Below are 16,375 nucleotides of genomic sequence, written 5' to 3'. Positions count from 1 at the left end.
TCTAAATAGGTAATGGTAGACTGCATCAAGTTGGGATTGGAAATACTGCCAGAACCAGACTTGTAAATTGTCTCCCGTACAAAATTCTTATCAGAACTTTGAGCAGATAATTTTTGGATTGTGCTTATTGAGGTAAGCAATAAACACAATCCAAAAAAATAGAATTTATTTGAAAAAATCATATTTCAAATGTTTTAGAAACAAATAGATGGAACCAGAAATTAATACGTAACACAACTAAAATATATATTCCAAGCAGTATTTGGATTATCCTGACAAGTATATTTATCTGTACAAGTAGGATAGACTTCTACTTTTATAGTGTCTCCATTATTAACATTTAGACTATAATTAGCAAGGTCTACTTTTAACGCTGTAGGGTTAGTTAATTGAGTAACTCCCGACCCCATGCAGACACCATCTAATACCTTTGTACCATTGATAGAAATCACTAATCTATCTGGGACACAAAATGTTTCAAAACGAACATTTATAGCTCCGTTTGCTCCACTATAATTAATGGTTTGTGTATAATAAGCTGTACTACCCGATGGACTTTGAATAGAGAAACCACAAATTGTAGGAGAAGGAGGACAAATTGATATTGTTGTTTCTTCCCAATCACTAGTACATGCTCCGACTACACATTTAACCTTATAAGTAGTTGATGCAGTTGGCTTAACAGTAATTATTGTGCTCGTTCCTAAGTTATTATCCCACTGTGGTGTTGAGCCTGACGGACAGTTGGCAGTTAAAGAAACACCTGTGACAGAACCACTATTATAACAGCTACTTGTTCTACTAATTGTTGGTTTAGCAGGCTTATTAGTTACTGTTATGTACTTCTCTGCTGACTGTTTACATCCATTGCTTGCAGTAACTTCAACTTTGTAGTTTCCTGAAGAAGTAGCTGTGTATTGTAAAGTATTAGATATACCTAACTGACTACCTTCTTTAAACCATTTGTATTGGTAGGGTGAAGATGCGATGGTCGTATTTCCTAGGGTAACATTCAGTTTGGTGCTATCACAATAATCAGTATTGGTAAGAGATACTGCTGGGTATCCACTTATTGGTAAACTTAAAGTATGAGCAATTGATTTATAACAACTAGTACCTCTTCTAGTAATTATTACAGCATAAGTCCCGCCAGTTGAAATATTATCTAAATAAGGAGTTGTAATAGGAAGAGTTACATCTGATCGCTTCCATTCATAAGTATAAGCATCAACATCCGAAGGAGTTACATCATATCTATTAAAATCACAATTAGGTGTTATGGAAACATTTCCAAAATCTATTTGAGTTTCAATAGATGCTTTTGCACTTTCACAAGTACTACTACCCGTTTGTGTACAAGTAGCCCATATGGTAGATGCACTAGTTGTATATGTTTCCCCTGTTGCTATTGACGTAGTAGCGGCATCAGCGCTATACCATTTTATAGTTCCATTGTTAGAACAAGTTGCTTTAATTGTAATACTAGTCCCAGTACAAACTTTACTAGTAGGACTGAGATACTCCAAAGTTGGAGGAGTAGAGGTACAATTGATTGTTACAGTAACAGTGTTGCTGACATTACTCTCACAAATAGCATTATTGCCTGTTTTTTGACACTTGACTGTATAAGAGGTCGTTTTACTTGGACTCACAGAATAGAGTGTTCCAATCGTTCCATCAGACCAAACATAACTTGTTCCTGCAGGACAGCCACTTGCCGAAAGATTAGTGGCTGTTCCTTTATCAATTGTGATTGTTCCAGATGCTACAGGCGTTTGACTAATACTTGTCATTACCGTATCAGAAACCCATGATGAAGAAGCAATACAATTATTCTCACTAATTTCAACCTTATAATCTCCTGTTTGTACTGTATTATGATTGCTCATACTAGTAGTTAATAAAACGGGCGTAGAAGTGCTAGTAGCCCTATAATACCATTTATATTGAACTCCAGCATATTGAGTCCCATTCTTTAAAGCTGTTGCTTTAAAATCAGTAGAGCCACATATTTTAGTTTTCGATAGTGTAACAGATAAAGCACATGGCGTCTCATTGACAGTTACTGCAATATTTTTTGAGGAAATACAAGCACCTATTGTACAAGTTGCAGTATAATTATAAACCCCTACAATATTAGAGTTCGCAGTGAGATTCAAAGGCTGAGTTGTTGAGCCACTTTGCTTAATACCATTCAAATACCATTCTACAAGTCCACTTGTACAACCAGAAGCGCTAAGAGTTTGAGTTGCCCCTTTAATAATAGATACGTTTCCGGAAGGCGAAATCGCAAAGCTATTACTAGCTACCGTAATAATAGTAATAGGTACCCAAGATGAGTTTGCTATAAAACTTGTATTGCTATTATCAATTACTTTTACTTTGTACTCACCATCTTGTAAGGCGGTTATTGTATTAGTATTTCCAATCTGATAGCCATCAGAAGTAGTATTTTTAGGGCGATAATACCAAATATATTGAACATTTGAGTATGTAGTTCCGTTTTTTGTAACGCTTGTTTGAATACCTGTCGATCCGCATACCGCATTAATTGTACTGGCAACAGCCGTTAAATTACATGAAGTAGGGGGGACTGTTACAGCTATAACTTTGGTAAATGTACAACTTCCTACTGTACAGACAGAAGTATAGTTATATGACCCCTCAGTACTTGTGTTTACAGTAACATCAACTGTAGTTCCATTATTGGTTGAAGTTTTCTCTACATCTCCCAAATACCATTTAATAGTACCACTGGTACAACCAGAAGCGCTAAGAGTTTGGGTTGCATTTTGTGCAACTGAAATTGAACCTGAAGGTGTTATGCTCCATGTACTTGGAGTAGTACATACCACATCAGTCTCTACATTAATAATAATAGATGTAGGGTCGCTTGAACATTGTCCTACACAAGTAGCTTGAGCAGTAATTTGTCCAACGGCTGTTGGAGTAATATTAATAGTTTGAGAAGTACTACTATTTGGTGAATAACCTGTTAATGACCAGGAAACAGTACTACCAGCAGGACAATTATTAGCCGTTAATGAAATAGGAGCATTTACTTTAATATTAAGTTTGTTTGTATTTTCAACATTGCTAGGGATTGAAGTAATAGAAGGAGAGTTCAACTTAGCCCCTATATTGACAGGCACACTAATCATATCACTAACACAATATACAGAGGATTCACATCTTGCTCGGAAGGTTGCATTTCCTGTTACATAGGCTTTCACAGTATTACCTGTTAATGTAAAGCTAGGGTCTCCCTCTTTATACCAAACTACATTTCCTATGTTACATGCACCATCTAATGTGACTAATCCCCCACTTGCACTACAAGTAGGCACATCCATTGCTTTAGCATAAGATGGGTTTACAACATTACAAGAAACTACTATTTTGACTTTACTTGAAGCTGGACTCTCACCACAATCTGTAATACATTTTGCTGTAACTTCTACATAATCGCCAACTTTAAAACCAAGTGAAGGTATCCATGTAGAGCTACCTGTCATTCCATTCGACCATTTGATAATGCCATCAGAACATCCTGATGCAAATAAAACAGTTCCATCTTCTCCAGGAGCTTTTTGAATGGTTGACTGAGGTGTAATCTTTGGTGCAGCAGGCGTTTCTACAGCATGAACAAATAAATCATTAGACTTATTACTGATACCACACTCTGTTTGGCATTGTGCAAAAAATGAAGTTCCTGTTTTTATTGCAGCAGTTAGAACCGTTGAAATAGTTGTAACTACCCCATTAGATGGATTAGTATAAGTTTGCGGAGTACTTGTTTGTCCATCAGACCATCTCACTACACTACCTAATGGACAACCAATTGCATTTAATGAAGCTTTCTGGTTCATATTAATACAAACTCTTGCATAAGGAGAATTGATTATTGGAGCAGGGCATGTTAGTGAAGAACAAGCAATATCTACATCAATAGTTTCTGTTACTGGACATCCATTTTGACTAGCTGTCAGTTTATATACTCCTGTATGTTTCCCTTTTACAATATTAACAACAGGATTAGCAGTACTTGCTCCTATCAAATCATTTTGAGCTTCTGTTGTTGGGGCAATCCAAGAATATGAAATTGGTGAATTAGAGGTTGTCCCTTGCAAGTTTGGTTTTACAGAAATATCATCAATAGCAAAAATCTTATTATTAAAGTTTGAATTCACAAACGTGATAGTTAGTTTAACAGGACCAAACTTTTCCCCAGAATTCCAGATACCACTAATCTTTTGCCATGTACATCCAGTTGTTGAAATAGTACCTTGTACATTTGTAGGAACACCATCAACATCAAAAATTAGTTGAACAGGTACATTATCATAATTCCCTAATTGTACCGCTTTTACTGAAATTTTATAGTCAGTATTTGGGTCTACTAATATCGTTTGAGACCAGAATTTTTCTTTTTGTCTCCACGATGCTGCAACGGCCATTTGTTTGCCAGAGCCCCTAGCCTCATTTCCTATGATTCCAACAAGTGTACAACCTGTTAATTCTAATCCTACGAAATTACTTTCGCCTACTGCAGATCCATGCCATAGATTATTTTCTAATCCATCCATTGCATTCGCTAAGACATTACTTCCATTAATAGCTGTTGAGCCAAAAATTTGCCCTGAGAGTTTAGTTGTTCCACTATAAAATTCTATTTCGCGTAGCTCTCCATAACCTGTTGAACTGGAAACAAACCTAACATACATGTATTTTGTAGTATTATTAATGCTTATATCTTGCCAAGCACCTGTTGCATTTCCGAATGTATGCAGAGTCGTCCAAGTATTTTTATCATTAGATACTTGAATCTTAGCACCATTTAGTCTATCAAAACAACATTCACTTCTAAATAATACTCTAACTCTGTTGACTGCTTTACAAGCAGATTCACTTTCTTGGATTCCAGTAAGAGTACAACCCTCTAATTCTAATCCTACGAAATTACTTTCACCTACTGCAGACCCATGCCATAAATTATTTTCTAGTCCATCCATTGCATTCGCAAGGACGTTACTTCCATTAATACCTGTTGAGCCAAAGATTAGGCCTGATAGTTTAGTTGTTCCATTATAAAATTCTATTTCGCGTAGTTCTCCATAACCTGTTGAACTGGAAACAAACCTAACGTACATGTATTTTGTAGTATTACTAAAGCTTACATCTTGCCAAGCACCTGTTGCATTTCCGAATGTATGCAGAGTCGTCCAAGTATTTTTATCGTTAGATACTTGAATCTTAGCACCATTTAGTCTATCAAAACAACATTCACTTCTAAATAATAATCTAACCCTGTTGACTACATTGCAGGTAGAATTTGTATTTTCACCTGGACACTCCATATTAATAAATCCCATTCCTGTAGAGCCATTTTCAGTTTTTGGATTTGCCGAAACAACATAAGCTAGTGTTCCTCCAATTTGAGGGTCATAATAATGGAAAGCCTCAGGAGAAAAATCAATATTCCCCTTTTCGAAGTTTCCGTTACTAATTAGTTCTTTATTAGTAGAAGGTATTAAATTGGCAAATAATTGTAAAGGATTGTTACAAAATGGGTTATTACTACTTAAATCAATTGTTGGGCAATCTTCTTTACCTGATTGCTTAATTTTTACAATGTTGATCAGACCACAACCAGCATCTATCGTTAAAGTACCAAATCTTGTTTTAGCATTAATATTGTTAGCTAGTGTTACCTTTATAGTACTCAACCCATTTGTTCCTGTTGTTTTATCAATATTTATCCATGAATCACTTACTGTTGCAGTCCAAGTTGAGTTAACAGATGTTACATCTACGTCATTAATACTTGCATTATATGATCCTCTTATTTGATAAGTTGATACACTGATAGAATTAGCACCAGCATTAAAAGTCACCAGTGCTCTATCATCTTCTCCATTATCATATCCATTACCTGGTTCAGAATCCTTATCCCTCATACTTTGTGCTTGTGTAGTTTCTACCACAGATATTTGTCCTTTTACTACAATTGACCCTGCTTTTAGCGCTTTTACACCGAAGCACATATATTTAGATTGGTTAGCACCTATTGGAGTACCCCAATATTTCCAAGTATCTGTTCCTCTTCGTGCTTGAGTCGTTAAATTACTAACTTCACGTGTAATAGGATTATACCAAATATCTTCATAAAAAGAATTAGCGTTTTCTTCGTGTGCTCCAGTGGGAAGCCCCCAAGTTGGTCCTGTAAATTCAAGGCATTCAGGAAGTAGAATACTTGCTCTTACACTTCCAACGTTATTGGTAGAGCTTTGGTTAATCAATTCTCCACATATCCCAAACTGCTGTCCTACTGTTACGGTGGTTACTCCTGCATCCCCATAGACGTTCATTGCAATATCTGCATCACCATCCTGAATACATTTTACTTCGACAGGTGTGGTATATGAGGCAGTACAGCCATCTTTATATGCAGTTACCATATAACCATATCTATTTGTTCCAGCAATAGAAGGAGCCGTTATCGTTGGATTCTGCTTGTTTTTTTCCGCCTCTGGTAGAAGAGCATCTGTCCCATCAGAATTAAGTTTGTACCAAGTATAGCTTACATTCCTTTTATTTGCAGAAGCGAAAAGAGTAATTGGCGAACCGCAAGATACAGGAGAATTAGAGTTAGCATAAACAGTAAGTGGGCTAGAATCTAAACAAGGTTGACAATTAACAGTTACATTTACCTCTGATATTTTAGTACAACCATTACTAACAACTTTTAGTTGATATGTTCCTCCATTCTTTAAACCTACATTTCTGATGATTGCATTATTAGTAGAGGCAAAGAAATTATCTGGCCCTGTCCATTCAAATTTAGCTGCTGGCAAAACACTAGTCATTGATATATCGTCTAGAACAAACCAGTTATGCCCAAATGTATTTTGTTTACGAATTGCAATTGTTACTGAGGTTTGATTGCCAGAAACCCAAACAGATTTTAATTGTTGCCATAGTCCACCAACTTTATTGGCCATATCTACGACTTCGGTTAGTGGAGTACCATCTACTTCCCAATTTACCTTTGTAGCATTATTATTATAAGCACCAGAAATCCATGCTGATAGAACATATCTTGTATTTGGCTGTACCGTTATTGTTTGATACCAGACTCTCTCGCTATTATTTGTAGAATGACCTATTAAGAGCATATTGCCTCCAACGTTAGAAGAATGATTTCCAAAGTTGTTGAATGAGCCATTAATTGATTGAGGAGTAGTAGTAAAATATGTTGAACAGTCACTACTGAAACCGGCAGTAGAAGAATTATCAAACTTTCCATTAGTAACATACGTTTCTGTACCAGCTACAAGTTCTCCTGTAGAACAACCTGTACAATTACCAACTAATGATATTGAGCTTTGACAAGCAAGCGGCCCGACCGTTGTACCTGTAGTATTTATTGTATATGGACATATGCAATCTAATACGACCTTTGTCGATACTGTCTCACTTACTTGGCAGGTAGAATTACTTTTTGTTACAACCAACGTATAGACTCCTCCAGCTTTTGTAAGATCTCCAGTAATAATAGGGCTCTTTAAAGATGAAGTATAATTATTTGGTCCAGACCAAGAGTATGTAACATCAGTATCAGTACTTGACCCATTACCATTTAAGGTAATTTGCCCACTTGAACAATTTACTATTGGGCTATTGCTACTAGCTTGAGCTTCGACAGAACAGCACATTTTACATGGCTGAAGTGTATCTGCAACTCCTATCGCAGTAGAAATTAATGTATAATCAGCAGCCTGTGATCCATAATGATATACATATTCTTTAAGAATTCCTCCATCGTCAGCAATAGATTTTAGCCTGCCAAAATCATCATAACTATAGGTTGTAATTTTACCGTTAGGATCTGTGATATTCTTTAATCCTACTAAAGGATAATAGCTATACAATGTAGTTGTTTTATCTTTTAGATTCACCCCATCTGTACCACCTCCTACTTGTTTCTGAGAAGGTAAATGTAAAAAACCTTTATGAAGACTGAGGTCAGTAAAATAACTTAAAGAGGTAGTTAATCCATTTTTCTCTTTATATTTAAGCAAGTTTCCATAATTATCATATTCAAGAAAATAGATTTCAGGAGTAAGAGGACTTGTACTTTTTAATTGTGTAAATAAAGTTTCTGGAGCATAAAATGCAGGATAAGTAACCGAATTAATAGTTCTTGCATCTTTCTGCTTTATGTATGAAGTTTTTTTAAGGAAGACTTGATTAAATACTTTATTACTTCCATTTATAGTTTCTAGATTTGTCTGTTCTGTAATAACAGGTGAATAATTATGTTGGCCTATCATTCCTGCGTAAGCATTTCCTGTTACCGCAAAATCAGATGGATATTTATATAATGTTTGTAGCCTTTGAGGCGATCCATCAGACAATAGTTTACTTGTATTCGTAATTTTTTCTGTTAATAAAAAATGTAGGTTTTCATCATAAGTGTATGTCTCTTTATTTTCTAATACTTTGTTTACATTAGCTAAATCTGTAGGATCAAAAGTTTTTTCTACTTTCTCTTTCAAAAAAGTAAATGTAGATTTTATTGCAGGATAAAAGAAAAATTCATCATCAAGGGTAACTACAGCTCCAGCTCTATAATATTGATGAGATCTTTTATCTAAACCCCAAATTATTAATGGCTTTACTGTTCCTTGGGAATAGGTATACTGCGTTTCTTTTAATTTTTTATTTTGACTATTGTAGACTTCTTCAGTTAATAAATTACCATTTTGTTCATAGGGGACACTTGCATTTTGAGGTGTTCTGAAATAGTCATAATTATTTACAACATCTGGTTTATTGTCATAATAATAAATAGTTTTTCCTTGGTTTTCATTATTTGCTTCTTTTTCAACTGTAACAACGCTATAACCGACAACACTACCACTTGCAGACCCATTTAATGGGAAAATACTATTTGAAGTTCTTCTCAATACATCAATATAGTCAGCACACGGTTCAAAACCCCCATTAGGATTATAAGTAAGAATTTTTTCCCAATATGAGTATTGAGGAGCAGCCATTCTAATCCCAGAGCTTCTTCCAACAATTGAATTATCCGCTAACGTATATTTATAGTTAGTTGTTTCAATTTTTAATCCATCATTGTTTTTAATTGTCTTTATACGTAGTCCACCTGTATAGCCCTTTGCACCAATTGTTTTTGCTTTAGGAGCAAAATATCTTAATGTAAATGTCATATCCACTACATTATAATTAGTGTTGTTTGTTACAAAGGCTCTAATTTTATATTTTCCTGGTTTTAAATTAAAAGTATTATCATAATTTACTCCTTGCGTTTTTGGCGGTAACATTGGTCCTTGATCAATACATTTCTTATCAATACATCCCTCTAATTGATTAGGAGCACATGTATATGAGCTAAACATATCTATATTTGTAACAGAGGCATTTGTTGTCATATTTGTAATTTCAAAATAAACTTGCCCACTCGAATTAATACTACCACATTCTATGGAACTGCCAAATCTACAGTATGCATTGACTCCAACAGATGTCGTCTCTCCACCAGTTTGAGAAACACCATCACTAATATCTATTTCAAATTCTTGAATTTGATTTTTATTACTCATATTGTAGTAAATATTTACTTGCTTTTGTTCAATATCCAACATTCCATTTTTCCCAAAGGTTGAGAAATCTCTTGCTTGTGAATTTAGAAGGTCATACTCATTAGATTCGTAGATGAACTCTGTTTCCCCTCCTGTTGGATATTTGATAGTTTTAAGTGTAAAAGCCTGTGCATAATCAGGATTAGAATTTCTTTCTATCCCTGTTTGGATACCTGTGTAAAAAGCCATTTGATTATTTGATGGCATAACAGAAAAGGTTGGTATCAAACTTGTATTACCATATTTGCCATTAAAATAACCCCAATGGTCAATAGCAAAAGATGTTTTTGCAGGAAGATTCGTATAATTTCCTCCCTCATTATAAGTAAACTCATGAGCAGGAAGACTTTTTGTTCCTACTTTTTCAGTAATAGATTTTAACTTTAACCTTTTTGATACAGAACCAGAACCTATACCATCTATACCTGGATAATCTTCATCCATACCTCCATCAAAATAGTCATAATTAAAAAAGAACTCTTTTAATAATACTGGCGTAGTACTTGAGATGTCATTTTTATATATTGAAATTGTATTTATTTTTTTATCTCCACTAACATCGAGTCTTTTATCTGTATCTGTATTATATGTAAAAACAACTTTTCCATTAGCAAAGACAATACTAGAAATATATACTAGAGAATAAGTATTTGAGCCAGCTCTACTAGGAGGAAATGATTGAGGTGCACCGCCAGGATTAGACGGACAAATTGATCCTAAAATATTATAAGTTTTATTCTCTGAAATTGAACCTTGAGAATATACTCTAACATCTGACTCAATTGTATAATTAAAAGTTATTTCACTTCCATCAACAGATTTTATTTTTGTTAAATACCAAGAGTTTACATGAAACTTGCTATTTTGATCAAGGCTGGTCTCTTTTTCATTAAAAAAATATGATGTACCATTGTCTGTTGTTATTTTCCAAGAAATATTGGCCCCATAACTACCTGTTGAAGGACCTTCAATCATTTCGATTTTTATTTTCTTCTTATCTTGAACAATTACTTCCTTACTTTTTGTTATCAAAAATTTTCCTGAAATACCTCCTATATTGAAATTATAAATATCTGGCTCAAATTCAGGGGAAGTTTTGTTATATAATTCATTAAATAAATTAACATTTTGAAAATTTAATCCTCCAAATTTGGCAATAAATTCTGAACCAAGCTGATAATTATTAATTGGGGTATAATCTACTCCTCTTGGTAATTCTGCACCACCAAAATAATTTGTTCCTTCAAAATCATCTCCTCCTATAATATTTCTTGAAATGACTCCTCCCGCATTTAAAGCCCATCCTAAACCTACTCGACTGGCTTCTTCTGCAACTTTAATTCCCGAAGCATGATAACTAATTGAGATACTATGAGAGCCTGCTTTGTCTTGTATGTCATAAATAGGAATAGATATGTTCGGAAGTCCTGTATAATAACTAACAGGAATTTCTCCATATTTTCCTAATGATGCAGCATTAGGTGACGGCGGTATAATTTTTGGTGTATAATTTCCCCCTTGTCCCAAACCTATATTAATTGTTAAAAAGAACATGAATATTCCTTTTAAGATGTAGTTATTCTTCATCTTTCCTGTGGTTAAATATTGTAAATTAGTAGTATTAATTTTTAAAAAATTTCTTAGTTATGGTTTCTTCTTTTCCCTTTATTGAAATAATATAGGTACCTGATGTAAGTTCTGAAACCTCAAATGATGTTTCATACTTATCAGCAACTTTTCGCACTTGCTTATTTTGTAATATCCTCCCTTGAATATCTACTAGATCTATAGAAATATCACCAAATCCTTTTTCATGATAAGTAACATGTATCGTAGAACTTGTAGGATTTGGGTAGACTACCAGGATTTCTGGTTCTTTTTCTGAAGACTCTGTAGCTAACACCTTTTGATAACAATCTTTATTATCGACGGTATTGATTACAAAATCTGTAAAGCAGTTTTGATTAAAAAGCCTGACAGTATATTCGCTAGGAGTATAAAGATTTATTTTATCTGAGAATATAGAGCCATTGTCTGGAATTAACTTTGCTGCAAAATAATCTACATCTTTTTCGTAGCTATTCCCTTGAACAACATCAAAGCGATCATTTGGATTAAATCCTTTAATTGTTATTTTGGCATCTTTTGAATCTGAAGATCCCGAACAATTTATAGTAATATTTCCTTGTGGTTTGTCAATGCATTTGAAGCCAAAATCTAAGCTATAATTATTCTGTCCAGCACCAGTAAGTTTTACTTTAATGATAGCATTTGTCCCTTCAACGATTGCATCATTATCTATTTCTCTATTTGATCCAGAGTTTACATTTGTTAGTTGCAAACCTTTATACTTAGATTGACTTAATGGTATTTTTACTTCATAATCATATCCTATTTCCAAGCCATAAGGAATATTTACATTATTGTCATTAAAAATATATTCTCCTGAAGAACTTGTGATGGTACTACTCACTTGTTTCCCATTTTGATACAATTCTACTACAACATCTTTAATAGGCTGTTCATCTGGCTCTTGTATGCCATTTTCATTACAGTCAAACCACACTCTATTTCCTATTTCTGTTCCAGGTGCATCTGTTACTAATTCAACATCGCCTGCACCATTTGATTTTTGAAAACCTTTAGAAGGCAATATCATCGAGCGAGTATATGTCCCTTTTTGGTTATTATAATATCTTATTCCTTGCAATTGTGTTCCCCAATTATATTGAAGAGGTTCCCTATGGCTAGCTAATAATTCGCCTGTAGATGGTAGTATTGCCAATCCACCTGATGCTGATTCTTCAGAGATTATTTTTCCTTCGTAAGGGGCAAAATAATCTTCAAAATAATACTCTCCGCCCCCTGGCCCTTGGTTATTACCAGCTCCTTTGGTCGTTATATTACCCGCTTTTCCATTATTTTCTAATTGGTATTTACCATTTACCAAAGCCACTCTAATAATATCCCCCCCACATTCTACTAACGAATACAAACTAGGGTCGTTTGTCTGTGCCATTGTTGCGCCTTGGTGTCCAAATCTATCCATAAACCCTAAAATCATAGAACCATCAGTATCAAATTCAATGTCGGATAAAATGGGCTGTGGATATATTGCCCAGTTCCCGCTACTTTCAGGCACAACTCCTTTTTTAAAATCATCTGTCCATGGGTACCACCCTCTTCGACTATCATAACCAACTTCTGGATACCCTTTTGGATAGTCTAATGCCATACTAAAGGTTTCCTTCATCTCCTTTGTGGACAAGTTTACTTCGTAAACAATTGCTTTTAAATCACTTACTTTTTGAGATTTAAAAGCATCATGTACAACTCCAGCATATACTTTATTTCCTAATACTTTTATGGCAAAAGGTCGTGCTTCTCCTCCCACAGCATTACTAGGAAAATCATAAGTAGTAATATCTGTTGTTTTTATAGGCGTATCTCCTCTAGGAATAGCTATTCTCAATAGCTGTCTTGTATTCAGGTTCATAACGAATAGAAAATTACCATCCTCTGAAACATCCAAACCTCCATAACTTGTTTTTCCCACTTCGTCAAAGAAGACAGAATCAATATTATTATATCGATTACCCTCATTAAATACCCCTCCTAAACCTGTATGTTTATCTTCTCCGGGATAGATTTGTAATCCAGTCCCTGCTTGTAAAAAAGGTGAAATTATACCTGATGAAAAATTCATCACATATATACCACCAGTACCTAACTTACCATAGCCTACATGACGTTTCGCAAAAGATGACATATACAACCGCTCACGGTTTTTGTCATAAGCTAATCCCCAAATACAGCCCACCTGAGGTTTAGTAGCAATAGTATAGCGACGACTTGGATTAGCTGCATTAAATAAACTAACTACGGTAGCAGTATCACCCCATGAGTCTTTTCCATTACCAACAGTATACGAAACTGCTACTGCTCTAGCAGAGCCATTATCGTACATTGAAGGGAAATAAACACCAACGTTATTAGATGTCTTTGTAGGACTAGTGATAAATTGAGTCAATGTTCCATTTTGGAAATTAGTAGGAGTTGTATATGCTCCATCTGGTAGGTTACTAAATTCCACCCTAACTCTTCTTCCAGCTGGAATATCCAGTAAATAATTCCCTGCTGTGTCTGTGGTGGTTTCACTTATTATTTTTCCTTTGGAATCAAATGCTTTTATAGTGGCATTTGCTAAGCCTTTTTCATTGCTATCTTTATTGGTGTTAGCATTACTATCAAAATATACATTTCCCTTTATTTGCCCTTGAAGTGTAAAGGAAAATAAAATAAGTAGATAGCATAATAGAACTTTTGTGTAGAGATGTTGTCTCATGGTTAAATGTGTTTAAGATATTTTTGTATGCAAAATTCTAATAACTTATTTTGGGGGCAATCGTAGGGCTAGACTGTTATAGTTTTCTCTCATTCTTAGCTATATTCAAAAGTGTATAAAGGTGAATCAAACTATTGCGAATACCTTCATCTTTTTGGATATCATAAGCCTTTTCAAAATACTTAATGCTTTCTTTAAATTTTTCAAAAGCCTTCTTTTCTATTGCTATACCTTCTCGCTGATAAGTATTATAGTCCATTCTATCAGAGTTTTTTTTAATTTCAACAGCTTGATTATAATAATATGCTGCCAACTGGTAATTCGTGTCAAAACTTTGTAAATTTTGCTTTTGAAGTGTATTAAAATATTTGTCGCCTCCTTGTACTGTTTGGTTGTAATTACGATAAAGTATGGATAAGATTTGAAGTATTTCTGTTTTGTTCGGCTTTTCTGCTTCTAAGGCATATTCATACTCTTTAATAAGCCCCTTAATTGGTTTTGTTTGTAATAAAATAGCTGTTTTGTCTGCGATTAGTACGGGATTATTAGGATATAATAACAATCCTTTATCCAAAATAGAAATTGCTTCTGTATAAAGTTTTTTTGCTTCATATATTTGGGCTAATTTCTTGAATGTTTTTATATTTTTTGCACCACTACTCAATGCTCTTTGGTAATAAACTATACTCTTTAGGGTATCTCTATTACTTGCTATTTCCGCTACTTTAAGAGCGATAGTAGTATCGGATGTTTGTAAGTCAGATGCTTCAGATAAATACTTAAGTGCTTTATCAAACTCTTTTTTTTGTATAGCCACATTACCTTGTTGAGTCAACAAGCTTATTTTTTTTATTTGTTGGGCAGTACTTACTTTACTTAGAAATAGTATTCCAAAAAGAGTAATAATTTTTATTTTCATGGTAAATATTCTATTCATATTTTTGTAAACTTTGTTATTGATTATACATTTTATACCTTTCATAATCATCTGTACTGTAGCTTCTATTCAATTATCTTAGGTATAGATATGCTCCACTTCAAACTCACATTTATGCTTCGGATGTTGTGAAGGGGATCTCGAAGAGCTTGTTTACTTATACTCAAAGATTGGTTTATAAATTTAAAAAAGAAGACAATTCAAAAGACCATAAATTGTTTGTATCAAGAACAACTTCCATTTTTTCTAATATTTGTTTTAAAGCAAATGGTAATTCTTCAAATTTTAAGAATTTATCTGGATTTGTAACTAAATGATACTTTGTGTCAATTGGTTTTATTAAATCTGTTTTATCAAATGAAAACAGCCCTTTATCAGACCATATTGAATTATACTTTATATATCTCTCGATTTCATTTTTAGTCAATGGTCTAAAATTATTTAAAAAAGGATTTACTTTTGAAACAGATGTGTTAGATAAATTCTTGAAAAAAGAATTGAGTGTTTCTAAATCTGCTAAATTTTCTAAAATTATTTTGGGAATTTTTCCCCCTCCTGAAGAAAAATGACATATTTCTCCTTGATGGGTAACTATATACCAATCAATATCATAAGCATCATAATATTTCACTAAATCTTCTTTATTCATTACTTTATTTTTAGAATGTCTTGACAATTTGTACAAGTTGGCACAATTGACATATCTCTGGGTCTGATAGCTGGGCTAAATAACAAGTTTTCTACTTTGGCTGAGGGATTTGCACTTAAAATTTCACTACCTACACGCTGTTCAGCACAACACCCTACTGTATTACCAGATGCAGTTTTTGTCCCAGTTCCACCAAGTTTGGAAACCCCGTCCTCCATTTGCTTTGCTACATTGGAAATAGGTGGACCTGACGAACCTCCATGAATTTTGCCATTCCAAGTTTTACCAGCTACAACAGCAGCTTTACCTGCATATTGAGGGTCTTTTGCTAGAGCATTTACAGCCATATTTAGTCTAACTTTTTGAACAACATGAGCGATAGCTTTTCCCCCAACCCCTGCAACTGCTCCTAGAACCGCATCTTTCGCAATAGTTCCTGCATTGATAGACTTACCTTGTATAGCATTGCTTGCAGCTCCTCCAACAACATTAGCCCCTGCAGCAGCCCCTGCAGTTGCTAAATAACTTATTCCACCTGTTGCAGCAGCAGCTCCGCCAGTAATTACACCTTGAACAGCAGCTCCACCAACAGCTCCCCAATCGTTAACTTTACCATTATTCCATAGCTGTCTGCCAGCTTCAATTGCTCCGCCTATTAATCCACCAGCTATTGCACCCGCAACTACGTGAGGAAGTCTACCATCAGGGTCAGTATATTTAATTGGATTATTAAACACATAACCATAAGGCGTAAATGATTCTTGTCCTCCATCTTC

6 protein-coding genes are annotated in these 16,375 nt (G+C 34.4%); all 6 read right to left on the bottom strand.

From position 1 onward, the window contains the following. Window positions 1–182, bottom strand: a 182-nt coding sequence (locus AC07N0_RS23065) for a hypothetical protein (protein WP_494591195.1), incomplete at its 3' end; no start/stop codon positions are given. A gap of 39 nt (window positions 183–221) precedes the next feature. Continuing rightward, entirely contained in the window at window positions 222–11,255 is an 11,034-nt protein-coding gene (locus tag AC07N0_RS23060) for a galactose-binding domain-containing protein (RefSeq protein WP_494591194.1), read from the bottom strand. Between the two features lie 34 nt (window positions 11,256–11,289). Further along, window positions 11,290–14,013 carry an SdrD B-like domain-containing protein gene (locus tag AC07N0_RS23055; protein ID WP_494591193.1) on the bottom strand — a complete coding sequence of 908 codons (2,724 nt, stop codon included), beginning with the start codon at window positions 14,011–14,013 and terminating at the stop codon, window positions 11,290–11,292. Window positions 14,014–14,089: 76 nt separating this feature from the next. Beyond that, on the bottom strand, window positions 14,090–14,950 hold the full coding sequence (locus AC07N0_RS23050; protein WP_494591192.1) for a tetratricopeptide repeat protein: 861 nt from the start codon (window positions 14,948–14,950) through the stop codon (window positions 14,090–14,092). A 175-nt stretch (window positions 14,951–15,125) separates the two neighbouring features. After that, a complete protein-coding gene (locus AC07N0_RS23045; protein WP_494591191.1) occupies window positions 15,126–15,599 on the bottom strand; it encodes a hypothetical protein in 474 nt (157 codons plus the stop codon). Continuing rightward, the coding region (locus tag AC07N0_RS23040) for a hypothetical protein (RefSeq protein WP_494591190.1) at window positions 15,599–16,375 on the bottom strand (777 nt) is incomplete at its 5' end. The genes AC07N0_RS23045 and AC07N0_RS23040, both read right to left, overlap by 1 nt.

This window comes from Arcicella sp. GW821-FHT09D11, from assembly GCF_059416265.1.
Note: the sequence above shows the minus strand (reverse complement) of the source record. Positions and strands in the feature narration are given on the sequence as shown.

Coding starts and splice junctions, on each gene's coding strand:
- AC07N0_RS23060 (WP_494591194.1), bottom strand. CDS start 11,255: ATGAAGAATAACTACATCTTAAAAGGAATATTCATGTTCTTTTTAACA.
- AC07N0_RS23045 (WP_494591191.1), bottom strand. CDS start 15,599: ATGAATAAAGAAGATTTAGTGAAATATTATGATGCTTATGATATTGAT.
- AC07N0_RS23050 (WP_494591192.1), bottom strand. CDS start 14,950: ATGAATAGAATATTTACCATGAAAATAAAAATTATTACTCTTTTTGGA.
- AC07N0_RS23055 (WP_494591193.1), bottom strand. CDS start 14,013: ATGAGACAACATCTCTACACAAAAGTTCTATTATGCTATCTACTTATT.